This is a genomic window from Streptococcus sp. HMSC34B10, from assembly GCF_001839505.1.
Lineage (GTDB): Bacteria > Bacillota > Bacilli > Lactobacillales > Streptococcaceae > Streptococcus > Streptococcus peroris.
The window spans coordinates 32,956-56,660 of sequence record NZ_KV841546.1; the positions used below are offsets into that span (position 1 = coordinate 32,956).

A 23,705-nucleotide genomic window follows, 5' to 3' on the forward strand; every position below is an offset into this window, starting at 1 on the left:
AATGGGACCTCCCTTTTTTGAGTAGTAATTACTAGTTATTTTTATTCAATCTTTCTATAAGAAGGTAAGCAATCTTATTTTGGGAAATAGATACGTTGATTCGCTTTTGCGACGAGGAGATCTTGCGTATCTTTTTTTTCTGTTTTGTATGGGCTAGCTAAAGTTTCACCTTTACTACCTCCCTTAGGGCTGTCATGTCCGTCTCGGTGCCAACGATAGATTTCACCATGTTCAGTAGAAAAATCTACATTGATTCGGTCAAGTTCCTTTTGGGATAACTCGAGCGAGATAGTTGTTTTGGCCTCGAATTCCACCCTACCATGTACTTGGATATCGTCTGCCATGATATGTTCATGCTCTGCTTTGATGCGACTATCTGTTAGATTGGTTTCAAATACATTGACAATTCCAGCTATGGTTAGCTGGCTATTTTTGATGTCGCTATTAGTGATACGTAGAAGATAACCATTTGATTGGATTTTGGCATTGCTAAGTTTCGCATTGTTAATCGAAAGGGCTCCATGTTCGACCTGGGCTGTTAGATTTTTTAACTCTTTTCCTTTGGGGAGCGATAGAACGACTTCGTCATTACGGCTAGATACCCCGCTTGCGATAGATAGGATACCCTGGATACTAGAGCCTACGAAGTGGCGTTTAGATTGCTTAGTGTCTGCTATTTCAAGATTTTTTTCTTTGATAGAATGTTGAAGATTTTCTTTTTCAGAGATGCTTGGATGATACTGGATGTGAATCTTTTCATCGCTAGATTCTGTAATAACTAATGAATGCTCTGTCAGTGAGATGTTTAGGCTTTCAATATCTTGGTCAAAAAAGAGCTCTTCCACTCGATTTTCAAAGACGGGTTTTTGTGACATTGCAAGGAGGTTTCTGACGCCATCGGTTTGGATTCCGATGATCATCATGGAGAAACCAATGATACTGGTAACAACTCCGAAAATAAGAAATCCTTTTGTCCATTTACGCATGTCCTTCACCTCTCTTTCCTCTATTCAGAACCCATTGGATGAGTCGAAGAACCAGTAATCCAAAGAATCTGGTCACGTAAGAAGTCGCTAGTAAGACTAAAGACGAAGCTCCAATTGCTAGTAAACCTCCACCAAAAATCAGCACAAAGGCAGATGTAGACTCGGCGAGAACGTAGAAACTTTCAAATAGGAGAATAGCTCCGAGCACAAGTCCACTGATAGATACAGCAAAGAAGGCTAAAAGTACGCTGACAGCTGCGATAAAAATCCCAATGATAGCCATAATAAGACCAATTGCCACAGGAATCCCAATAGGAGCCACAAGAAGTGCAAGGATTGCGATTTGTAAAACTTGACGGTTATTCTTGTTGGGACTCTCTTCATTGATTTTTTTATCAAGTAGTGTAGTCAGGATATCATGGGCAGCTTCTTTAGGACTACCCAGACTAGCCATTAGCTCCTCCTCATTTTCTGGGCCAGCATCATCAAAGAGTTCTTTGAAGTAGTCCATGGCTTCGATGCGATCTGCTTGAGGAAGCTTCATAAGATAGGTTTCAAGCTGATTTAAATATTCAGTTCTTGTCATGACGAATGCTCCCTTCTATGATGCCGTTGATAGTGTCAGTGTAGAGTGTCCATTCCTCTCGAAGGACAAACAGTTGTTCCTCTCCAATTTCTGTCAAGGAGTAGTACTTCCGCATCCGACCTTGATATTCGCGAGAGTATGTAGTCAGATAGCGGTTGATTTCTAGTTTTTTCAGGATGGGGTAGAGGGTAGATTCCTTGATTTTGGCAATGAGTTTAATGGTTTGACTAATTTCATAACCATAGGAATCCCCTTGCTCTAGGATAGCCAAGATGAGAAATTCAATCAAGGCCGATGATGTTGGGAAATACATGGGGCACCTCCTTTTGATATATAAAAATTATATATATAATTATTCTACACATATATCATACAACTAAATGAGAGCGCTGTCAAGATATATGTATAAAAATTTTACATATAAAAAATCTCCTAGTAAAAACTAGAAGATTAGAGGATTTTATCCGCTCGATCAACCATAAAGAGGGCGATTGTCATGATGATATCAATTACTAGAAGAATCAGTACAGCTGGGATCCAAGAATGGAAAAAGTCAAAACTGTAACCAAAGAGAGTTGGTCCAAAGGCTGCTAGAATGTAGCCACCAGTCTGGGCAAGGCCAGATAATTGGGCCGTCTTTTCAGGAGAACTAGTTTTGATGGAGAAGCAAACCATGAGATAAGGGAAAAGTGCGCTACAGGCAGTACCAATCAAGAGCTGCGCTACTAACCAGTACAAGAAACTGTTGCTTGAGTATAGAAGCATAGCGATTCCAAGCATACCAGCAAGGGAGATGACTGTTAACATGATTTGACGGTGATGATTAGACAAACGAGTCGTTAAACTTGGAATAGTCATGGAGAAGGGGATACTAATCAATGAAAAGATAGAAGCCAGAAGGCCAGCGTCCGTATGAGATAGGCCCGCACTGATGGCCATTGTTGGTAACCAGGTCATGCTGGTATAAAAGAGTAAGGATTGAAGCCCACCGAAAATAATGATTGCCCAAACTTGCTTGCTTTTTAGGATATTCTCTTTCTTTTGCTTTTTCTTTTGCCCTTCTAGAAAATGATTGTGGCTCTGGTTAGGGAGCCAGACAAATAAAGTTAGTAGGCAGACAAAGGATAAGCAGAGAATCAAGCCTTTCCAAGATGTTGCCTGAGTAATGGGTACAGAGAGGTAGGAAGCTAGTGCAGTCGCAATTCCCATGGTTGTCACATAAACCGTTGTCAGGAAGCTAATTTTTTGCGGGTAGTTAGCCTGAATCATGCTAGGAAGAAGTACGTTAAAAATAGCAACACTTGCTCCGATGAGTAAGGTTCCTAGATAAAGTAATGGAAGATTAAAGATACGGATTACTGAACCTACAGTCAAGACGAGAAGACTATAGGTGAAAAGGTGTTCGAGCCCAATCTTTTGAGCAAAACGAGTTGCAACAGAGGAGAAAAGGGCGAACATCAATAGAGGAAGGCTGGTCAAGACTCCAAGCGAGCTGACCTCAACTCCTAAACCTTGAGCAATATCTCCCAAAACAGTTGGTAAAGCTGTAAAAGGAGCTCTTAAGACCGCTCCAATTAAGACAATTCCTAAAACAAAAAAGAGAGAACGTTTTTTCATGTGAACCTTTCCAAGCTAACTTTGATAATAGCTTATTTTAAGTTTTTTTCCTATAGATGTCAAGATGACGTGACAAGATTCGCTTCTTAGTTGGAAAATCATTGAAAAAAGTTTGCGAGATTTACTAGTTTTTTTTCTGGTATTCAAATAAAAATAGGAAAGTCAGGAAATTTGTGATAAAATAGTGACAGAAAATCTATATATTGGAGAAAAACTGTGTCTGAAAATCGGAAATTTAGTGTCTTGATGTCAGTCTACACCAAAGAGAATCCAGCCTTTTTGAAGGAGGCAGTGGAGAGTATCTTACATCAAACACTCCAACCAAGCGAAGTGGTTATCGTTGAAGACGGTCCGCTGACACCTGAACTATATCAAGTTTTGGAGAAATTGGAAGCACAGTCAAGCATTCCAATCAAACGCTGCCCGCTTGAGCAAAATCGTGGTCTTGGTTTGGCACTTAAGTATGGCGTCACACAGTGTCAGTATGATGTTATTGCCCGTATGGATACGGATGATATCGCTGTTGAAGATCGTTTCGAGCAACAGTTTGAATTGATGGAAACAGAAAATTTGGACCTGCTAGGTGGTCATATCGCTGAATTTATCGACCAGCCTGATGAGATTGTATCTTACCGTCGTGTACCGACTAAGCATGAGGATATCATTGTTTACCAACGTATGAGAAGTGCTTTTAATCACATGACTGTTATGTTCAAAAAAGAGATGGTTCTCAGGGCGGGTAACTACGAAGATGGACTTTATATGGAGGACGATCTTCTCTGGCTCAATATGATTAGCGTCGGAGCTCGAACTGGAAATGTGGATCAAATTCTATGTAAGGTGCGCGTGGGAGCGGGGATGTTTGAACGCCGTGGAGGTCTTCGCTATCTCAAACTCTATCGCCAAGCACGAAAGAGAATGCACGCTCGTGGACAGATTTCTTATGGTGAATACTTGAGGAGTGTCTTAATCCAAGTTGTTGTTGCTCTGTGTCCAGGATTTGTAAGACAGTTTATCTTCTTAAAACTCCTAAGAAAAAATAAATAAGAAATAGTTGTAGAATTTTAAAGAAAGATTTTATAATTTCTAGAAAATGTGATTTTGTGTAGGAGGATACCATTCACATGAATAAAAAAATGACAGATTATGTAATTGATCTGGTTGAAGTATTAAATAAACAACAAAAACAAATTTTTTGGGGATTTTTTGATATAGCCAGTATGGTTTCCTCAATTATTGTTTCCTATATTCTATTTTATGGGTTGATTAATCCAACCCCAGCAGATTATGTTATTTACACAGGTCTGACATTTCTTTTCTACCAGATTATGATTGGCTTCTGGGGACTTAATGCTAGTATTAGTCGATACAGCAAGATTACAGATTTCATGAAGATTTTCTTCGGAGTGACCATCAGTAGTATTTTATCTTATATTATTTGCTATGCTTTCTTACCACTCTTTTCTGTTCGCTTTATCGTACTCTTTATCCTATTAACAACCTTCTTGATTCTATTTCCTCGTATCACTTGGCAGTTGATTTACTCAAGACGTAAAAAGGGAAATGGAGAAGGAGAACACCGACGTACCTTCTTGATTGGTGCTGGTGATGGTGGTGCGCTCTTCATGAACAGCTACCAACATCCTACTAGTGACCTTGAATTGGTTGGGATTCTAGATAATGATGAAAAGAAAAAGGGACAAAAACTTGGGAAAATCCCAGTTTTAGGTTCTTATAATGATCTACCAGAATTGGCCAAGCGTTATAGAGTTGAAAAAGTTGTCGTTGCGATTCCATCTTTAGATCCATCTGAGTATGAACGAATCCTACAAATGTGTAATCATACCGGCTTGAAATGCTATAAGATGCCGATGATTGAGTCAGTTGTGCAAGGCATCCAGCCTCAAGCAGGTGGTTTCCAGAAAATTGATATTACGGACCTTTTAGGACGTAAAGAGATTCGACTGGATGAATCGCATCTGGGTTCTGAAATCACTGGTAAGACAATCCTCGTGACTGGTGCTGGAGGTTCAATTGGATCTGAAATTTGTCGCCAAGTCAGCCGTTTTAATCCTGAACGTGTCATTTTGTTAGGACATGGGGAAAATTCTATTTACCTGATTTACCATGAATTGATTCGTAAATTCCAGGAAATTGATTTTGTGCCTGTCATCGCCGATATTCAAGATTACGAGCGTTTGCTTCAAGTTTTCGAACAATACGAACCAGCTATTGTGTATCATGCTGCAGCCCATAAACATGTTCCAATGATGGAACGCAATCCCAAAGAAGCCTTTAAGAATAATATCCTTGGAACTTATAATGTCGCTAGAGCGGTTGATGCTGCAAGAGTACCAAAAATGGTCATGATTTCGACAGATAAGGCCGTTAATCCACCAAATGTGATGGGAGCAACTAAACGTGTGGCTGAGTTGATTGTTACAGGCTTTAACCAACGTAGCCAATCAACCTACTGTGCGGTGCGTTTTGGTAATGTTCTCGGTAGTCGAGGTAGTGTGATTCCTGTCTTTGAACGTCAGATTGCTGAAGGTGGTCCTGTAACGGTAACAGATTTCCGAATGACTCGTTACTTTATGACCATTCCAGAAGCTAGTCGTTTGGTGATTCATGCGGGAGCTTATGCCAAGGATGGTGAAGTCTTTATCCTTGATATGGGTAAACCTGTACGCATTTACGATTTGGCTAAGAAAATGGTTCTACTCAGTGGTCATACTGAAAATGAAATTCCAATCGTAGAAGTAGGTATTCGCCCAGGTGAAAAACTATACGAAGAGTTGCTTGTATCAACTGAATTAGTTGATAATCAAGTAATGGACAAAATCTTTGTTGGTAAAGTAAATGTGATGCCTCTAGAGATGATCAGCCAGAAAATTGAAGAGTTTCGTACCTTGCAGGGTTCTGAATTGAAGAGAGCAATCATAGCTTTTGCTAATGAAACAACACATGTTGACTAAAATAGATAAGATATTATCCGCGACTTCTTTTAGGGAAGGAGCAGATAGTATCTTTTTTTAAAACTTAGAGTGATCTTCCGTGAATCAGGCGCTTCCTTGTCAGGTATCGATACTTATGATAAAATATAACAATAAAAGAAAATAGGAGTATTTTATGATTAACGCAATTAAAAATTTCTTTAAAGGTTATGTAGATTTCTCTGGACGTTCAACACGCCCAGATTACTGGTGGATTTGGTTGGCAAACATCATTCTTTCTATTCCTTTCTACATGGCATACGCTAGTGTAATAGCAAATCCACATAGCGAAGCTGCTATTATGACTTTTGGCTTAACCGGATTTGTTTATCTCATTTTTGGTTTGGCACTTTTCTTGCCTGGACTTGCATTGACAGTTCGTCGCCTGCGTGACGCTGGTTTCCATTGGGCACTCATTTTCGTTGCCTTTATTCCATTTGTTGGAGGTATCGCCCTTATGGTGCTACTAGCTATGCCATCAAAGGACTAACGATAAGTTCAACTGTCTGAAGAAAGATACAAGAACCAAGAAGTTTCAATCTTGAATCGAACTTCTTGAGTATTGATGAACCATTTACTAACACTCCCAAGTCTCTTACTAGATTTGGGAGTGTTCTATAACTGAATAGTTAGTTATATTGGTGAAAATAAAAATTGGGAGAATCTCATGATTAACGCGTATAAGAATTTTTTTAAGAATTATGCAGAGTTCACAGGACGTTCAACGCGGCCAGATTACTGGTGGGTTTGGCTAGGAAACTTCGTAATTTCTATTCCTTTATTGATAATATTATATCTTAGTGCCGTGCTGTATTCAGCGAGCCATTCAGCAAGCGAAGCTACTTTCATGTTTACCATTATTTATGCAGTTTTCTACCTACCAATTTTAGTGCCAACTCTAGCTTTGTCAGTTCGTCGTTTGCGTGATGCTGGATTCCACTGGGCCTTTATCTTCCTTCGCTTCGCCCCAATGGGAAGGATTGTCCTTTTGATTTTACATGCTATGCCGACAAAAGAAACTGAAGTGGTAAACTATAGTGAACCTCAAGCAGTCAATGTTGAAGAAGTCATCGAGGTGACACCGTTCGAAGAATCAGATAAGGACTAAGGGATTCTAATTTTACACGTGAATCTGGTTTGGACTTCTTGTATTTTATGATCAACAAGCTAAAAAAGCACTCCAATTTAATTGGAGTGCTTTTGTTTAAGTCTTTTATTGTAGTTGACGTAAAATGTCTGTTGGCTGATGAGCAACCCAGTCAGGTTGATAGGTCATGAGATCTTCCACATCACCGAATCCCCAAGTAACCGCTAGTTTTTTAATACCAGTTTCTTGGGCGCCAATCATATCATATTTTGTATCTCCGACGATAACCACATTTTCTGGGGCTAGATTATGAGCTGTCAAAGCTTGACGGATAACATCTGCCTTGTGCAGGGCTTGAGGACTTGAACCATGGATTCCATCAAAGAAGTGGTCAATTCCAAAATTGCTAGTCATATGGACTGCGGTTGGTGTGTTTTTAGTTGTCGTGATATAGACTGGATATTGTTGAGCTAGTTCAGTGAGCAGATCTTTGATTTGTGGAAAGAGCTGGGCTTCGTACATACCCTTTTCCTTATAGTAGGAGCGATAAAGCTGTATAGCCAGTTCGATTTGATTCGCTGGGAGACAACTAGAAAAACTGGTTTCCAAGGGAGGTCCCATAAAACTACGAATGGTTTTTGCATCGGGGCTAGGGACTCCAAGTTGTTCAAAAGTATAGGTGAAACCATTGTGAATACCGATTGAGCTATCCACAAGAGTCCCATCTAAATCAAAAAAGATAGCTGATAGAGATGACATTGGTTCTCCTGATAATGATGAAATTATTCGCCAAAGATTTCTCTTTGAAGGCGACGACCTGTTGGTGTAGCAGCGAGACCCCCCTCGGCAGTTTCACGAAAGGCAGTTGGAAGGCTAGATCCTACTTGGTACATGGCATCAATGACTTCATCAACCGGGATTTTTGATTCGATACCAGCTAAGGCCATATCAGCTGCGATGAAAGCGAAACTTGCCCCCATGGCATTACGTTTAACACAAGGAACTTCAACCAAACCTGCAACGGGGTCACAGATAAGACCGAGCATATTTTTGATAACGAAGGCGATGGCCTGGCTCGCTTGGTAGGGAGTTCCACCTGCAGCTAAAGTTAGGGCAGCAGCGCTCATGGCAGAGGCAGATCCAACTTCGGCTTGGCAGCCTCCTTCAGCTCCAGAGATAGAAGCGTTATTAGCAATGACGAGACCAAAAGCCCCAGCAGCAAAGAGAAAATCTAGTTGTTGTTCATGAGTTAGATTGAGCTTTTGGATAGCTGCTGTGAGAACCGCAGGGAGGCAACCGGCACTACCTGCAGTAGGTGTTGCACAGACCAGTCCCATCTTGGCATTGTGCTCGTTAACGGCGATGGCGTTACGGGCTGCAGACAAGACAGTGAAGTCTGATAGCGTCTTTCCCTTTTTGATGTAGTGGTCGAGCTTGGCTGCGTCACCACCTGTCAAACCGCTACGAGATTTCTTTTCACTAAGCCCGAGCTTAACAGAGGATTTCATGACTTCAAGATTGCGCTCCATGAGGAGGAGAACTTCTTCACGTTCACGACCAGTTAGCTCAAACTCAGTCCTAATCATGAGCTCAGCCACATTTCCTTGAAAGTCTAGATCGGCTTGTTGGACTAATTCTTTGATAGAGTAAAACATATTTTCTCCTATTTAAAGAAATTGACATTGTGTAGATGAGGAATTTTACGAATTTCTTCGATAGATTCTTCACAGTTACGACTATCAACTTCGATAATCATGATGGCTTTCTCACCAGCTTTTTCACGAGTTACATTCATTTGGGCGATGTTAATGTCAAAGCGAGATAAGGCCTCTGTCACATGAGCAATCATACCAGGTACATCCTGATGAACGATGATAATGGTAGGAGTATTCATGTTGAGAGATACGGCAAAGCCATTTAATTCTGTCACTTGAATATTACCACCGCCGATTGAAATTCCAGTAACACTGATAGTCTTTTTCTCATTCTTCATAGTTATTTTAGTGGTGTTTGGATGGGGAGCATTACTGTCCTTTTGGATAGTCCAAACGATTTTAATACCACGTTTGTGGGCGATTTCTAAACTATTTGGAATTTCAGGATCATCAGTATCCATTCCTAAAATACCAGCTACGAGAGCAAGGTCGGTTCCGTGCCCTCGATAGGTTTTTGCAAAAGAATTAAAAAGCTGAAATTCAACTTCGGTTGGAGTGTCATCAAAAATGGAAGAGACGATTTTACCGATACGAACAGCTCCTGCCGTGTGACTACTAGATGGCCCAATCATTACAGGGCCAATGATATCAAAGACAGATTGAAAACGAAGTGATTGCATCTGTTTCCCCTTAAAAAGATTCTTACTTCTATTATAGCAAAGATTACTTTCCTTGGCTTGAATCTGTCATAAAATATCTTTTTCCTACTTTAAATAGTGTAAATCAGGGGCTTTTGTGACAAAAAATGGCTTTTAAGGGCAAATAAAACACAGTTCTGTAACATTTCTACATAAATTCGTTAACAAATAGTAACATTAGAAAGGTATCATGGTAATATAAGAGAAAAGGAGAACTTTTTTAAATGAAATTAAACATTAAAACTAAATTTGCAGGATTTGCAGTAGTACTTGCTTTCCTTGCACCATCATTAGCTTTTGCACAAGAAACAAAAACTTACACAGTTAAAGCTGGGGATACTCTTTCAGAGATTGCTGAAACTCACAATACAACAGTTGAAAAATTGGCTAAATTAAACAATATTAAAAATGTTCACCTCATCTATGTTGACCAAGTATTGGTTATCGATGGTGAAGCACCTGCTACAACTGAAGCTTCAACTTCAGTAACTCCAGCTCCAGCTGAGACAGCGGCAACAACTGAAACTGCAGTTGCAGCACCAGCAGTCGCAGCACCAGCAGTTGTAGAAGAGACTTCTGCACCAGTAGTAGAGGAGAGCGCCCCAGCACCTGCTGCAACAGTAAGTGGATCTGAAGCAGAAGCTAAAGAATGGATTGCTCAAAAAGAATCAGGCGGTAGCTATACAGCAACAAACGGACAATACATTGGACGTTACCAATTAACAGATTCATACTTGAACGGTGATTATTCAGCTGCAAACCAAGAGCGTGTCGCAGACGCTTACGTTGCAGGACGTTATGGATCATGGTCTGCAGCCAAGGATTTCTGGCTTGCAAATGGTTGGTACTAAGAACTAACGAATAAAATAAGATGCAAAAGTCGAGGAATTTCCTCGACTTTTTTTGCGCCATCTAAAAGAAGTCTTCTACTTTCTTGTCTTCTCCCACCAAGCATGTTATAATGAATACTGCTCAAGCGACCTTCAATCGTGAAGCACACACGACCTTCAATCGTGAACTAGTCATTTCGTTTATCTTTTATTACTTTGTTAACTCGTCTTACCTAACTCGAGTTATGCCTGCGACTCGTTGCCTAGTCCTAAAAGCAAACGAAAAGACTATACTCAAAGAAATTCTATTGAAAGTCATAATAAATAGAATTTTGAAGGGTATGAATAAACGAATAGATGGGAGACTTACCATGAGTGATAACTCTAAAACACGTGTTGTCGTGGGGATGAGTGGTGGTGTCGATTCGTCAGTGACAGCTCTCTTACTTAAGGAGCAGGGCTATGATGTGATTGGAATCTTCATGAAAAACTGGGATGACACAGATGAAAACGGCGTCTGTACGGCGACCGAAGATTACAAGGATGTGGCTGCAGTGGCAGATCAGATTGGTATTCCTTACTACTCTGTCAATTTTGAAAAAGAGTACTGGGACCGCGTTTTTGAGTATTTCCTAGCGGAATACCGTGCAGGACGCACGCCAAATCCAGATGTTATGTGTAATAAGGAAATCAAGTTCAAGGCCTTTTTGGACTATGCTATGACCTTGGGAGCCGATTATGTAGCGACTGGGCACTATGCTAGAGTGGCGCGTGATGAGGATGGCATCGTTCACATGCTTCGTGGTGTGGACAATGGCAAGGACCAGACCTATTTCCTCAGCCAACTTTCACAAGAACAACTCCAAAAAACCATGTTCCCTTTGGGACATTTGGAAAAACCTGAAGTACGTAAAATAGCTGAAGAAGCAGGACTTGCGACTGCTAAGAAGAAAGATTCGACAGGAATTTGTTTTATCGGAGAAAAGAACTTTAAAGAATTTCTCGGTAACTACCTACCAGCCCAACCTGGTCGCATGATGACTGTGGATGGTCGCGATATGGGCGAACATGCAGGTCTTATGTATTATACAATTGGTCAGCGTGGAGGACTTGGTATTGGGGGTCAACACGGTGGTGACAATGCCCCTTGGTTCGTTGTTGGGAAAGACCTGAGCAAAAATATCCTGTATGTAGGTCAAGGTTTCTACCATGAAGCGCTCATGTCAACTAGCTTAGAAGCCAGTCAGGTTCACTTTACTCGTGACATGCCAGAGGAATTTACTTTAGAATGCATAGCTAAATTTCGCTACCGCCAGCCTGACTCCAAGGTGACTGTTCATGTCAAAGGAGATAAGGCAGAAGTTATTTTTGCGGAACCGCAACGCGCTATCACGCCAGGGCAGGCAGTTGTCTTTTACGATGGTGAAGAGTGTCTCGGTGGTGGTTTGATTGATAATGCCTACCGTGATGGTAAAGTTTGTCAGTACATTTAGATTGACAAATTTTCTCAATCTGCTACAATAATAAAAGCAATAGAAATGATGGTCAAAGCTCATGGATGTTGCAGGCTTTTTTGTCCTGCACTTCTCAGAGTTTTGACTGTTTTTGTGTCGTTTAAAGGAAAGGATAAAAATGATTCAACAAGATTTTCGGACAAAAGTGGGAAATACTGTTTTCGGTGTGAGAGCGACCGCTTTGATTGTAAAAGACAATCGCTTGTTAGTCGTAGAAGATGGGGATGGTTTTTATACAATTGGTGGTGCCATTCAAGTGGATGAAGCTACTGAAGATGCTGTGGCTCGAGAAGTAAAAGAAGAACTTGGTGTCGCATCTAAAGCTGTTCAGTTAGCTTTCATTGTAGAAAATCGCTTTGAACAAGCAGGTGTCCACTATCATAATATTGAGTTTCATTATTTGGTTGATTTGTTAGAAAGAGCTCCATTGACGATGCAGGAAGATGCAAAGCGATTACCTTGCCGTTGGATTGCTTTAGATGATTTGCAGACTGTTGACCTGAAACCAGACTTTTTAAAAACAGCCTTACCAGAATGGGACGGCCAATTACAACACATTCATCTTGAAGAATAGGAGAGAAAAATGGCTTATCATTTTATTGAAGAATACGATATCATTGTCATTGGTGCTGGGCATGCGGGAGTTGAGGCTTCACTTGCTGCTAGTCGTATGGGCTGTAAGGTATTACTTGCGACCATTAATATCGAGATGTTGGCCTTTATGCCTTGTAATCCATCAATTGGTGGTTCTGCAAAGGGGATTGTTGTCCGTGAAGTAGACGCACTTGGTGGCGAAATGGCTAAGAACATAGACAAGACCTATATCCAAATGAAAATGCTCAACACTGGTAAAGGTCCTGCGGTACGTGCCCTTCGTGCGCAAGCTGACAAGGAGCTTTACTCTAAGGAAATGCGCAAAACGGTTGAAAATCAAGAAAATCTCACTCTCCGTCAAACTATGATTGACGAGATTTTGGTAGAAGATGGCAAGGTTTTCGGTGTTCGGACAGCGACTCATCAAGAATACGGTGCAAAGGCCGTTATCGTAACCACGGGGACTGCCCTTCGTGGAGAAATTATCATCGGGGATCTCAAGTATTCGTCAGGTCCGAATCACAGTCTAGCATCTGTTAATTTAGCAGATAATCTCAAAGAGTTAGGCCTAGAAATTGGGCGTTTCAAGACAGGGACACCCCCTCGTGTCAAAGCTTCTTCTATCAACTATGACGAAACAGAGATTCAGCCAGGAGATGAAACACCAAACCACTTCTCCTACACATCACGTGATGAAGACTATCTAAAAGATCAAGTGCCGTGTTGGTTGACCTATACGAATGGTCATAGCCATGAAATTATTCAAAATAATCTTTACCGTGCGCCGATGTTTACAGGGGTTGTAAAGGGAGTAGGTCCTCGCTATTGCCCATCTATTGAAGACAAGATTGTGCGTTTTGCGGACAAAGAACGTCACCAACTCTTCCTTGAGCCTGAAGGCCGAGATACTGAAGAGGTTTACGTGCAAGGCTTGTCAACGAGTCTTCCTGAAGATGTACAACGTGATTTAGTCCATTCTATCAAAGGCTTGGAAAATGCTGAGATGATGCGTACCGGTTATGCAATCGAGTATGATATGGTCTTGCCTCATCAATTGCGAGCGACACTTGAAACCAAGAAAATCTCAGGACTTTTCACAGCTGGTCAGACCAACGGAACGTCTGGTTACGAAGAAGCAGCAGGCCAAGGGATTATCGCTGGAATTAATGCGGCTTTGAAAATCCAAGGGAAACCTGAGTTGATTTTGAAGCGAAGTGATGGTTACATTGGGGTCATGATTGATGACTTGGTAACCAAGGGAACTGTTGAACCTTACCGTCTCTTGACTAGTCGTGCTGAATACCGTCTTATTCTCCGTCATGACAATGCGGACATGCGCTTGACAGAGATGGGACGTGAGATTGGCCTTGTTGACGATGAACGCTGGACGCGCTTTGAAATCAAGAAAAATCAATTTGAAAATGAAATGAAGCGCTTGGAAAGCATTAAGTTAAAACCTGTAAAGGAAACGAATGAGAAAGTTGCTGCAATGGGCTTCAAACCATTGACAGATGCGGTGACTGCCAAGGAGTTTCTTCGTCGTCCAGAAGTTTCTTACCAAGATGTGGTGGCCTTCATCGGACCAGCTGCTGAGGATTTGGATGACAAGATTATCGAATTGATTGAGACAGAAATCAAGTACGAAGGCTATATTTCAAAAGCCATGGATCAAGTTGCCAAGATGAAACGGATGGAAGAAAAACGCATTCCAGCCAACATCGATTGGGATGATATTGACTCGATCGCGACTGAAGCTCGCCAGAAGTTCAAGCTCATCAATCCAGAAACGATTGGTCAAGCCAGTCGAATTTCTGGTGTCAATCCAGCGGACATTTCTATCCTCATGGTGTATCTGGAAGGTAAAAATCGAAGTATTTCTAGGAATCAAGAAAAAAATGCTGACTAATTGCATCTCACTGAATTCTCTTTTGGGGAATTCAGTTTTTTAGATTTTTCCTCTTTTTTTCGAATGAAGAGAAAAGGAGGGATGACGATGTTAACTGTAGAAGAAAAAGCCTTTTTAGACCATTATAAGAAGTCTCCTTATCATCGTTTTTATGAGGTTGAACGTTTTGTTTCTTTGTCTGAAAAATTGCGTAAGCGTTCGCCACAGGCTGACAAGAACTAGACTTTTTGATATACTAGAACAAATTAAACGACAGGAGAGAATGAATGAACGTATATGGCAGATTAGAAGAGGAACCAACTCCATCTTGGACGGGAATTCAGGATGATTTAGTTGGGAGAGAGGAGCGTTTCGAGGATGAACCAAGTTCATTTGCTCCCTTACCATTATTTAAAATCCTAATCTGGAGCACTCTAGTTGTACTTGTATCTGTAGTTCTTCCTTTCTTGCTAGGACTAACTAGCCCAGAGCAGGCACAAGATTTTTATATCGGATGGGCTATGCACCAAGGGGGAGATATCTACACAGACTATTTTGGAACTAGTGGTCTCCTCTATTACTTTTTACAGTATTTAACCAAGGGCAGTATTTTGTTTGCTGTTTTTAATTGGTTGGCCTTAGTAGGTGCTGGATTCTTTCTTTTTCATTCGGCTTACAATCTGACGGAACAAAATCAGCAATCGCAACAAGTGTTGACGGTCTTTTATGTCCTGGCTAGTGTTCTTAGCTTTGGTGGTGGCTATGCAACTATTCTTGCCCTCCCATTCTTGTTCTATGCCCTCAGTTTAGTGACTGCCTATTTGGCAGAACCAGGTCATGATAAAGGTTTCATCCTCATTGGAATTGTCTTGGCTCTAGCATTTTTCTTTGCACCTTTAGTTACAATCTTGTTTGCATTTGTTTTATTTTTTGCTGTAACATCTTTTAATGTTGGCCGTAACAACTTAACTCATGGTCTTTATCAATTCTTTGCAGCGGGCCTTGGTTTTTCAATTTTCTTTTATCCGATTGGTTACTATACGGTTTATAAGGGAAGTTTCGGAAATGCGATTAGTCAAATCCTCTACCCAATAGATAGTTTGAATTTTGTATCTAACCCAAGTTTATTAGATAACCTTCTCTTCTATGGATTGTTGGCAATTGCTCTTGGAGCCTTGACGCTGGCATTTATAGGCCTTTTCCAATCGAAACCATTAAAGCAGTCAGTTTTATCAGTGTTTGCTGCAATAGCGGTCGTTTTAGCGTTAGGTCTAGAAATTTTTTCTACAGATCTCATCCATGGTAGCCGTATGGTTGAATTACTACCTTTCTTGTCGCTTCTTCTAATAACGCGAATTCGTACAGAGAAACCAGAAGGAGCCAATCGTCGTAGAAGACGCAGAGAAGAAACATCAGTATGGGGAACTTTTGTAAAAGGAAATGCCTATTTACCAATTTTGGCCCTAGTTTACCTATTTTTAGCTCCTATAGTCTCACGCTATGTGCTTCATGCAGAGCAATATCAAGAACGTACAAGCATTGAAGCTAAGATTAAAGGCGAAACACAGGCTACAGATCGTATCTATGTCTGGGACAATCATACAGGCAGTTATAAGGCTAGCGAGCGCTTATCAGCTAGTCAGTTGCTATCGCCTAGATTGCATACAGGACTTGATGCAAATCGGACCAAACTTGTAAATGATCTGCGAGATAATCAACCAAAGATGATTGTCGTAAATACAAAAACACCCCTATGGACAGAAGTTGAGCAGCTTCTAGCTGAAAATTATCAAGCGGTTCAAGGTGAATTTAAAGATTTCAAACTCTACAAACTAAAATAAAAACTATCAATATCTTGTGTAATTTTTAAAAATTTTTATTTTCTTACACAAGATATTGATTTTTATTTTTTTAGTGATATAATACTTTTTAGAATCAATATTATATTTAAGAAAAGGGTGTGGATATGATTGTACTGGAAGAGAAGGCTGCCCCTGCTCCAACTTTATTCGTTGAAAAGCGTGACGGCAGACGTGTCATTTTTGATGTAGATAAGATTGACAAAGCGCTTCATAAGGCTGCTGAAAAGGTTATGGATGTGACTCCCTTGGTCGAAAAGCGACTTAGTACTCTCGTTGAGCGTATTGTCGCAGAGATTCACAGCCGCTTCCCACAAGGTGTAAAAATCTATGAAATCCAAAACATCGTAGAACATGAGTTGTTGGAAGCTAAAGAGTATGCCTTGGCTGAGGAGTATATCACTTATCGGACTCAAAGGGATTTTGAGCGCTCAAAAGCGACAGATATCAACTTTAGCATTCATAAGCTTCTCAATAAAGATCAGTCCGTTGTCAATGAAAATGCTAATAAGGATAGTGATGTCTTTAATACCCAGCGTGATTTAACAGCAGGGATTGTAGGAAAATCCATCGGTTTGCAAATGTTGCCTAAGCATGTAGCCAATGCTCATCAAAAAGGAGATATCCACTATCACGATTTGGACTACAGCCCTTACACACCGATGACAAACTGTTGTTTGATTGATTTCAAAGGTATGCTTGCTAATGGTTTCAAGATTGGGAATGCCGAGGTAGAGAGCCCTAAGTCTATCCAAACTGCGACAGCGCAGATTTCACAGATCATCGCAAATGTTGCTTCAAGCCAATATGGTGGCTGCTCGGCTGACCGTATCGATGAAGTTCTGGCGCCTTATGCAGAAAAAAATTATCAAAAACACCTCAAAGATGCAGAGGAATGGGTGTTGCCAGAAAAACGTGAAGATTATGCATGGAAAAAGACAAAGAAAGACATCTATGATGCCATGCAGTCTCTTGAATATGAAATCAATACTCTCTTCACATCAAATGGGCAAACACCATTTACATCGCTTGGTTTTGGTCTAGGAACCAGTCGTTTTGAACGTGAAATTCAAAAGGCAATTTTGAATATTCGAATTAAAGGTCTTGGTTCAGAACACCGTACAGCTATCTTCCCTAAACTAATCTTCACCCTTAAAAGAGGATTAAACTTAGAAGAAGGAACTCCGAACTACGATATTAAGCAGTTGGCTTTAGAGTGCGCTACCAAGCGGATGTATCCGGATGTTTTGTCTTACGATAAAATTGTTGAGCTGACAGGTTCTTTCAAGGTTCCAATGGGATGCCGTTCTTTCCTTCAAGGATGGAAGGATGAAAACGGGGTAGAAGTTAATTCAGGCCGTATGAACTTAGGTGTTGTAACGGTCAATCTTCCACGTATTGCTCTTGAATCCGAAGGCGATATGAATAAGTTCTGGGAAATCTTTAATGAACGAATGAATATTGCTGAAGATGCACTTGTTTATCGAGTGGAACGTACGAAAGAGGCAACTCCAGCTAATGCGCCTATCCTCTATCAATATGGAGCTTTTGGTCATCGCCTTGGGAAGGAAGAAAGTGTTGACCAACTCTTTAAGAATCGTCGTGCGACTGTTTCGCTTGGCTATATCGGCCTTTATGAAGTGGCGACAGTCTTCTTTGGAAACAATTGGGAAACCAATCCTGAAGCTAAAGAATTCACCCTTGATATCATTCGAGACATGAAACATCGAGTAGAAGAGTGGTCAGACCAATATGGCTATCACTTCTCTATTTATTCAACGCCGTCTGAAAGTCTGACCGACCGTTTCTGTCGCCTGGATACGGAAAAATTTGGAAAGGTTCCGGACATAACTGATAAGGAATATTATACGAATAGTTTCCATTATGATGTCCGTAAAAATCCAACTCCTTTTGAAAAATTGGACTTCGAGAAGGTTTATCCAGAAGCGGGTGCATCAGGTGGTTTTATCCACTACTGTGAGTACCCAGTTCTTCAGCAAAATCCAAAGGCCTTGGAAGCTGTTTGGGATTATGCTTATGACCGTGTAGGTTATCTCGGAACCAATACTCCAATTGACCGCTGTTACAAGTGTGATTTTGAAGGAGATTTTACTCCGACTGAGAGAGGATTTGTTTGTCCAAATTGTGGCAATAGTGATCCAAAAACGGTAGATGTAGTCAAACGAACTTGTGGTTATCTTGGAAATCCGCAAGCTCGTCCGATGGTTAATGGTCGTCACAAGGAAATCGCTGCGCGTGTGAAACACATGAACGGTTCAACGATTAAGACACCTGGTCATAAAGTATAACTAAGAAAAGGAATTATGGGAAAATATCAATTAGACGATAAGGGCAAGGCTTTGGTTCAACGATTCCACGAAAAGCATTCAAAGGGTGGAGTCAATAAAAAAGACCGAGTAGCTAGCCTTAGAGAACAGTTTTTAAACAAAAACAAGAAAAAGTGAGAGTTGCCTCTCGCTTTTCTTATAGCGGGGAGGGGAATATGGAACTACGCAGACCGACATTGGCAGATAAAGAGACTGTTTTAGACATGATGGCAGAGTTTGAAAAGGGCCAATCAGCCCACGACGGTGGCTTTTGGGATGCTGAGGGTTTTTCTTACGAGAATTGGCTAGAAACTAACCTGAATAAAGAAATGGGAATAAACTTGCCTGAAAATCGCGTTCCATCAATTCAGTTCGTATTGTTTGATGAATCAGGTCATGCTTTAGGTTTTTTAAATTTACGGTTGAGACTGAATGAGGGGTTGCTGAATCATGCGGGCCATATTGGCTATTCCATCCGCCCGTCTGAAAGAGACAAGGGCTACGCCAAAGAGTCCCTCCGACAAGGTCTACAAGTTGCTAAGGGAAAGAATATCAAACGAGCGCTTGTGACTTGTAGTACGGAAAATCCTGCCAGTCGAGAGGTTATCTTAGGTAATGGTGGAGAGTTGGAGGATGTTCAAAATGGAACGGAGCGTTATTGGATAGAGTTGGGGTAAAAGTATGACATGGAATACACCAAAACCAGGCGAGTGGAAGAGTGAAGAGCTCAGTAAAGGACGCATCATCGATTACAAGGCTTTTAACTTTGTGGATGGAGAAGGGGTGCGCAACTCTCTCTATGTATCAGGTTGCATGTTTCACTGTGAAGGTTGTTACAATGTAGCAACCTGGTCCTTTAATGCAGGCATACCTTATACCCCAGAGTTAGAAGAACAAATCATGGCAGACTTAGCCCAGCCCTATGTTCAAGGATTGACTTTGCTAGGAGGAGAACCATTCCTAAATACAGGTATCCTTTTGCCCCTTGTAAAACGTATTCGAAAAGAGTTGCCAGAAAAAGATATCTGGTCTTGGACGGGCTACACTTGGGAAGAAATGATGTTAGAAACCCCTGATAAACTGGAGCTCTTGTCGCTGATTGATATCCTAGTCGATGGTCGGTATGACAAAAGCAAGCGTAATCTCATGCTCCAGTTCCGAGGTTCTTCTAATCAGCGGATTATCGATGTGCAAAAATCTCTACAAAGTGGAAAAGTAGTTATTTGGGACAAGCTTAACGATGGGAAGCAAAACTATGAGCAGGTGAAGAGAGAATGAAGAAAAAAGAGCTAATAGAAAGACTAGTATCAGAAATAGAATCAGGAAGAGTAAAAACGGTTGGAATCTATGGGCATGGAGCTTCGGGAAAGTCTTATTTTGCTAAAGAGCTGTACCAAGCTTTGGATCCGCAAAGTGTCAATCTGTTAGAAACAGATCCATACATTACCTCTTATAGACATTTGGTGGTGCCGAAAGAAGCAACAGAACAGAAGGTGACGGCTTGCCTACCTGTAGCTCATGAACTAGCAAGTTTAGAAAGAGATATTCTAGCACTACAAAATGGCATGGACTTATTGACGATTGAAGAGCCGTGGAAAGCAAGTGAAGTGTTATCGGGTTCGAAATCAACGTTGATTGTAGAAGGAATGTCCGTTGCATATTTACCTAAACGTTTATTTGATTTAACCATTTGTTTTTATACGGATGATGAAACTGAGTTGGAACGTCGTCTAGCTCGGGACACTACTGTGAGAAAAAGAGAGGCCTCGTTTGTTCGTGAAACTCATCAAATCCGACGCGGACAATATCGCCGATATTATCAAGAAACAGAAAAAGAAGCGGATGTGTTAATTAATCAATCTCAAAATCAGTTTCAAATAGAGAAAGACAATTTAATAGTAAAAGATATGTAAAAATTGAGAATAGGTTGTCTTTTTTAGATCAGGAATATACGAAAACATTTTCATACTAAAAATTTTAAAAAACAGCTACAAACCCCTTGCATTCGCGAGGGGTTTGTGTTATTCTATTATGGTGCTGTAAAAACAGCTATAGCTTTGATGCAAGAGGTTGCGACACGCTCGGTTGCATTGCCACGCAACGCGCGTCGGTTTTCTTGTGGAGCTAGCCTATTATCTTAAATAGACGAAAAGGAGAAAAAGATGGCAAACAAAAAAATCCGTATCCGTTTGAAAGCATACGAACACCGTACACTTGACACAGCGGCTGCAAAAATCGTAGAATCAGCTACTCGTACAGGTGCACAAGTTGCGGGTCCAATCCCACTTCCAACTGAACGTAGCCTCTACACAATCATTCGTGCGACTCATAAATATAAAGATTCTCGCGAACAATTCGAAATGCGTACACACAAACGTTTGATCGATATCGTTAACCCAACTCAAAAAACAGTTGATGCCTTGATGAAATTGGATCTTCCAAGTGGTGTAAACGTAGAAATCAAACTTTAATTTAAAGCTTGATACCTTGAGCATGAAAAACGCTCGTTAAAAACTTTTTGAATAAAAAATATAGAAAAGGAACTATTTTCTCATGACAAAAGGAATCTTAGGGAAAAAAGTGGGAATGACTCAAATCTTCACTGAAGCTGGCGAATTGATCCCTGTAACAGTTATCGAAGCAACTCCAAACGTTGTTCTTCAAGTTAAAACTGTTGAAACAGATGGTTACAACGCTATCCAAGTTGGTTTCGATGACAAACGCGAAGTATTGAGCAACAAACCTGCTAAAGGACATGTAGCAAAAGCTAACACGGCTCCTAAGCGCTTCATTCGTGAATTCAAAAACGTTGAAGGCTTGGAAGTTGGTGCTGAAATCACAGTTGAAACTTTCGCAGCTGGAGATGTTGTTGACGTAACTGGTACTTCTAAAGGTAAAGGTTTCCAAGGTGTTATCAAACGCCACGGACAATCACGTGGACCTATGGCTCACGGTTCTCGTTACCACCGTCGTCCAGGTTCTATGGGACCTGTTGCACCTAACCGCGTATTCAAAGGTAAAAACCTTGCAGGACGTATGGGTGGCGACCGTGTAACCATTCAAAACCTTGAAGTTGTACAAGTCGTTCCAGAAAAGAACGTTATCCTTATTAAAGGTAACGTACCAGGTGCTAAGAAATCTCTTATCACAATCAAGTCGGCAGTTAAAGCTGGTAAATAATAAGGAAAGGGGAATACAGTCAAAATGGCAAATGTAACATTATTCGACCAAACTGGGAAACAAGCGGGCGAAGTTGTTCTTAACGATGCAATCTTTGGTATCGAACCAAATGAATCAGTTGTGTTTGATGTCATCGTTAGCCAACGTGCTAGCCTTCGTCAAGGAACTCACGCAGTTAAAAACCGCTCTGCTGTTTCAGGTGGCGGACGCAAACCATGGCGTCAAAAAGGAACTGGACGTGCTCGTCAAGGATCTATCCGCTCTCCACAATGGCGTGGTGGTGGAATCGTCTTCGGGCCAACTCCACGTAGCTATGCGTACAAACTTCCTCAAAAAGTTCGTCGCCTTGCACTTAAATCTGTTTATTCAGAAAAAGTTGCTGAAAACAAATTTGTAGCCGTTGATTCTCTTGAATTTACAGCTCCAAAAACTGCTGAATTTGCAAAAGTTCTTGCAGCTTTGAGCATCGATTCTAAAGTCCTTGTTATTCTTGAAGAAGGAAATGAATTCGCAGCTCTTTCAGCTCGTAACCTTCCAAATGTGAAAGTTGCGACTGCTACAACTGCAAGTGTTCTTGACATCGCAAATAGTGACAAACTTCTTGTTACTCAAGCAGCTATCTCTAAAATCGAGGAGGTTCTTGCATAATGAATTTGTATGATGTTATTAAAAAACCTGTTATCACTGAAGGCACAATGGCTCAACTTGAAGCAGGAAAATACGTATTTGAAGTTGACACTCGTGCACACAAACTTTTGATCAAGCAAGCTGTTGAAGCTGCTTTTGAAGGCGTAAAAGTTGCCAACGTTAATACAATCACTGTAAAACCTAAAGCTAAACGCGTTGGACGTTATACTGGTTTTACTAACAAAACTAAGAAAGCTATCATCACACTTACAGCTGATTCAAAAGCAATCGAGTTGTTTGCTGCTGAAGCTGAATAATCTAAGGAGGAAATATCGTGGGAATTCGTGTTTATAAACCAACATCAAACGGTCGCCGTAATATGACTTCTTTGGATTTCGCTGAAATCACAACAAGCACACCAGAAAAAACTTTGCTTGTTGCTTTGAAGAACAAGGCTGGTCGTAACAACAACGGTCGTATCACAGTTCGTCACCAAGGTGGTGGGCACAAACGTTTCTACCGTTTGGTTGACTTCAAGCGTAACAAAGATAATGTTGAAGCAGTTGTTCAAACTATTGAGTATGATCCAAACCGTTCTGCAAACATCGCTCTTGTACACTACACTGACGGTGTGAAAGCATACATTATCGCGCCAAAAGGTCTTGAAGTTGGTCAACGTATCGTTTCAGGTCCTGAAGCAGATATCAAAGTAGGTAACGCTCTTCCACTTGCTAACATCCCAGTTGGTACTTTGGTCCACAACATTGAGTTGAAACCAGGTCGTGGTGGGGAATTGGTACGTGCTGCTGGAGCATCAGCTCAAGTATTGGGTCAAGAAGGTAAATACGTACTTGTTCGTCTTCAATCAGGTGAAGTTCGTATGATTCTTGGAACTTGTCGTGCTACAGTTGGTGTTGTCGGAAACGAACAACATGGACTTGTAAACCTTGGTAAAGCAGGACGTAGCCGTTGGAAAGGTATCCGCCCAACAGTTCGTGGTTCTGTAATGAACCCTAACGATCACCCACACGGTGGTGGTGAAGGTAAAGCACCAGTTGGTCGTAAAGCACCATCAACTCCATGGGGCAAACCTGCTCTTGGTCTTAAAACTCGTAACAAAAAAGCGAAATCTGACAAACTTATCGTTCGTCGTCGCAACGAGAAATAATTTAAAACTAGTCGCATAAGCTACTAGAATATTCCGCCAGCTCGGTAGCGCTCCTTGTGAGCGCAAGCCGCTGTGGTACAAAATTTAAAGGAGAAAATA

The 23,705-nt window shown here is 41.0% G+C and carries 27 protein-coding genes; 20 read left to right on the top strand and 7 right to left on the bottom strand.

Annotated elements, in window-relative coordinates:
- Window positions 1-74 precede the first annotated feature (74 nt).
- From HMPREF3237_RS01540 to HMPREF3237_RS01555, 4 genes are all read right to left on the bottom strand, one after another.
- Entirely contained in the window at window positions 75-986 is a 912-nt protein-coding gene (locus HMPREF3237_RS01540) for a DUF4097 family beta strand repeat-containing protein (RefSeq protein WP_070888613.1), read from the bottom strand.
- The gene (locus HMPREF3237_RS01545; RefSeq protein ID WP_070888614.1) at window positions 979-1,572 is read right to left on the bottom strand and encodes a DUF1700 domain-containing protein; all 594 of its coding nucleotides are present in this window, start codon (window positions 1,570-1,572) and stop codon (window positions 979-981) included. The genes HMPREF3237_RS01540 and HMPREF3237_RS01545 overlap by 8 nt, the downstream gene beginning before the upstream one ends.
- Entirely contained in the window at window positions 1,559-1,885 is a 327-nt protein-coding gene (locus HMPREF3237_RS01550) for a PadR family transcriptional regulator (protein WP_006144643.1), read from the bottom strand. Before HMPREF3237_RS01550 ends, HMPREF3237_RS01545 begins: the two co-directional genes overlap by 14 nt.
- 137 nt (window positions 1,886-2,022) lie before the next feature.
- A complete protein-coding gene (locus HMPREF3237_RS01555; protein WP_070888615.1) occupies window positions 2,023-3,189 on the bottom strand; it encodes a CynX/NimT family MFS transporter in 1,167 nt (388 codons plus the stop codon).
- A gap of 216 nt (window positions 3,190-3,405) precedes the next feature.
- Here HMPREF3237_RS01555 and HMPREF3237_RS01560 point away from each other — a divergent pair, with 216 nt between their 5' ends.
- The 4 genes from HMPREF3237_RS01560 to HMPREF3237_RS01575 all read left to right on the top strand — a co-directional run bounded on the left by HMPREF3237_RS01560 (window position 3,406) and on the right by HMPREF3237_RS01575 (window position 7,290).
- Window positions 3,406-4,236: a glycosyltransferase gene (locus tag HMPREF3237_RS01560; RefSeq protein WP_070888616.1), complete on the top strand. Its 831-nt coding sequence runs from the start codon at window positions 3,406-3,408 to the stop codon at window positions 4,234-4,236.
- 77 nt (window positions 4,237-4,313) lie between these two features.
- Complete coding sequence (locus tag HMPREF3237_RS01565) at window positions 4,314-6,164, top strand: polysaccharide biosynthesis protein (protein ID WP_070888617.1); 1,851 nt, start codon at window positions 4,314-4,316, stop codon at window positions 6,162-6,164.
- Between the two features lie 154 nt (window positions 6,165-6,318).
- On the top strand, window positions 6,319-6,672 hold the full coding sequence (locus HMPREF3237_RS01570) for a DUF805 domain-containing protein (RefSeq protein WP_070888618.1): 354 nt from the start codon (window positions 6,319-6,321) through the stop codon (window positions 6,670-6,672).
- A gap of 177 nt (window positions 6,673-6,849) precedes the next feature.
- Window positions 6,850-7,290 (top strand): DUF805 domain-containing protein, encoded by a 441-nt coding sequence (locus tag HMPREF3237_RS01575; RefSeq protein WP_006144648.1) that lies wholly within the window; start codon window positions 6,850-6,852, stop codon window positions 7,288-7,290.
- A gap of 105 nt (window positions 7,291-7,395) precedes the next feature.
- Here the strand turns inward: HMPREF3237_RS01575 and HMPREF3237_RS01580 are convergent, their stop codons facing one another.
- Genes HMPREF3237_RS01580 through sdaAB form a run of 3 tightly spaced genes read right to left on the bottom strand, consistent with a single transcriptional unit; the run spans window position 7,396 to window position 9,604 of the window.
- The gene (locus HMPREF3237_RS01580; protein WP_006144649.1) at window positions 7,396-8,028 is read right to left on the bottom strand and encodes an HAD-IA family hydrolase; all 633 of its coding nucleotides are present in this window, start codon (window positions 8,026-8,028) and stop codon (window positions 7,396-7,398) included.
- A 23-nt stretch (window positions 8,029-8,051) separates the two neighbouring features.
- Window positions 8,052-8,924: an L-serine ammonia-lyase, iron-sulfur-dependent, subunit alpha gene (gene sdaAA, locus HMPREF3237_RS01585; RefSeq protein WP_006144650.1), complete on the bottom strand. Its 873-nt coding sequence runs from the start codon at window positions 8,922-8,924 to the stop codon at window positions 8,052-8,054.
- An 8-nt stretch (window positions 8,925-8,932) separates the two neighbouring features.
- Window positions 8,933-9,604, bottom strand: coding sequence for an L-serine ammonia-lyase, iron-sulfur-dependent subunit beta (sdaAB, locus tag HMPREF3237_RS01590; RefSeq protein WP_070888619.1), 672 nt, complete (start codon window positions 9,602-9,604; stop codon window positions 8,933-8,935).
- Between the two features lie 242 nt (window positions 9,605-9,846).
- Between sdaAB and HMPREF3237_RS01595 the strand changes: the two genes are divergently transcribed.
- The 16 genes from HMPREF3237_RS01595 to rplB all read left to right on the top strand — a co-directional run bounded on the left by HMPREF3237_RS01595 (window position 9,847) and on the right by rplB (window position 23,606).
- Window positions 9,847-10,473: an aggregation-promoting factor gene (locus HMPREF3237_RS01595; protein ID WP_070888620.1), complete on the top strand. Its 627-nt coding sequence runs from the start codon at window positions 9,847-9,849 to the stop codon at window positions 10,471-10,473.
- A 350-nt stretch (window positions 10,474-10,823) separates the two neighbouring features.
- A complete protein-coding gene (mnmA, locus tag HMPREF3237_RS01600) occupies window positions 10,824-11,945 on the top strand; it encodes a tRNA 2-thiouridine(34) synthase MnmA (RefSeq protein WP_025168559.1) in 1,122 nt (373 codons plus the stop codon).
- A 139-nt stretch (window positions 11,946-12,084) separates the two neighbouring features.
- Window positions 12,085-12,540 carry an NUDIX hydrolase gene (locus HMPREF3237_RS01605; RefSeq protein ID WP_006144654.1) on the top strand — a complete coding sequence of 152 codons (456 nt, stop codon included), beginning with the start codon at window positions 12,085-12,087 and terminating at the stop codon, window positions 12,538-12,540.
- Between the two features lie 9 nt (window positions 12,541-12,549).
- Window positions 12,550-14,466: a tRNA uridine-5-carboxymethylaminomethyl(34) synthesis enzyme MnmG gene (mnmG, locus tag HMPREF3237_RS01610; protein ID WP_070888621.1), complete on the top strand. Its 1,917-nt coding sequence runs from the start codon at window positions 12,550-12,552 to the stop codon at window positions 14,464-14,466.
- An 87-nt stretch (window positions 14,467-14,553) separates the two neighbouring features.
- Window positions 14,554-14,688, top strand: a complete 135-nt coding sequence (locus HMPREF3237_RS09045) for a hypothetical protein (protein ID WP_257364500.1) — start codon at window positions 14,554-14,556, stop codon at window positions 14,686-14,688.
- Window positions 14,689-14,732: 44 nt separating this feature from the next.
- Window positions 14,733-16,286, top strand: a complete 1,554-nt coding sequence (locus tag HMPREF3237_RS01615) for a damage-inducible protein CinA (protein ID WP_070888622.1) — start codon at window positions 14,733-14,735, stop codon at window positions 16,284-16,286.
- Window positions 16,287-16,411: 125 nt separating this feature from the next.
- On the top strand, window positions 16,412-18,613 hold the full coding sequence (gene nrdD / locus HMPREF3237_RS01620) for an anaerobic ribonucleoside-triphosphate reductase (protein ID WP_070888623.1): 2,202 nt from the start codon (window positions 16,412-16,414) through the stop codon (window positions 18,611-18,613).
- A 15-nt stretch (window positions 18,614-18,628) separates the two neighbouring features.
- Complete coding sequence (locus HMPREF3237_RS08975) at window positions 18,629-18,769, top strand: hypothetical protein (protein ID WP_000521611.1); 141 nt, start codon at window positions 18,629-18,631, stop codon at window positions 18,767-18,769.
- A 38-nt stretch (window positions 18,770-18,807) separates the two neighbouring features.
- Window positions 18,808-19,308: a GNAT family N-acetyltransferase gene (locus tag HMPREF3237_RS01630; protein ID WP_070888624.1), complete on the top strand. Its 501-nt coding sequence runs from the start codon at window positions 18,808-18,810 to the stop codon at window positions 19,306-19,308.
- Between the two features lie 4 nt (window positions 19,309-19,312).
- A complete protein-coding gene (nrdG, locus tag HMPREF3237_RS01635) occupies window positions 19,313-19,909 on the top strand; it encodes an anaerobic ribonucleoside-triphosphate reductase activating protein (RefSeq protein WP_006144660.1) in 597 nt (198 codons plus the stop codon).
- Window positions 19,906-20,544 carry a uridine kinase family protein gene (locus HMPREF3237_RS01640; RefSeq protein ID WP_006144661.1) on the top strand — a complete coding sequence of 213 codons (639 nt, stop codon included), beginning with the start codon at window positions 19,906-19,908 and terminating at the stop codon, window positions 20,542-20,544. The genes nrdG and HMPREF3237_RS01640 overlap by 4 nt, the downstream gene beginning before the upstream one ends.
- A gap of 249 nt (window positions 20,545-20,793) precedes the next feature.
- Entirely contained in the window at window positions 20,794-21,102 is a 309-nt protein-coding gene (rpsJ, locus tag HMPREF3237_RS01645; RefSeq protein WP_001284513.1) for a 30S ribosomal protein S10, read from the top strand.
- An 82-nt stretch (window positions 21,103-21,184) separates the two neighbouring features.
- Complete coding sequence (gene rplC, locus HMPREF3237_RS01650) at window positions 21,185-21,811, top strand: 50S ribosomal protein L3 (protein ID WP_000160197.1); 627 nt, start codon at window positions 21,185-21,187, stop codon at window positions 21,809-21,811.
- A gap of 24 nt (window positions 21,812-21,835) precedes the next feature.
- The gene (gene rplD / locus HMPREF3237_RS01655) at window positions 21,836-22,459 is read left to right on the top strand and encodes a 50S ribosomal protein L4 (RefSeq protein ID WP_006144704.1); all 624 of its coding nucleotides are present in this window, start codon (window positions 21,836-21,838) and stop codon (window positions 22,457-22,459) included.
- Window positions 22,459-22,755, top strand: a complete 297-nt coding sequence (locus HMPREF3237_RS01660; protein WP_070888625.1) for a 50S ribosomal protein L23 — start codon at window positions 22,459-22,461, stop codon at window positions 22,753-22,755. Before rplD ends, HMPREF3237_RS01660 begins: the two co-directional genes overlap by 1 nt.
- Window positions 22,756-22,772: 17 nt before the next feature.
- Complete coding sequence (gene rplB, locus HMPREF3237_RS01665) at window positions 22,773-23,606, top strand: 50S ribosomal protein L2 (RefSeq protein WP_070888626.1); 834 nt, start codon at window positions 22,773-22,775, stop codon at window positions 23,604-23,606.
- The last annotated feature ends 99 nt before the right edge of the window (window positions 23,607-23,705 follow it).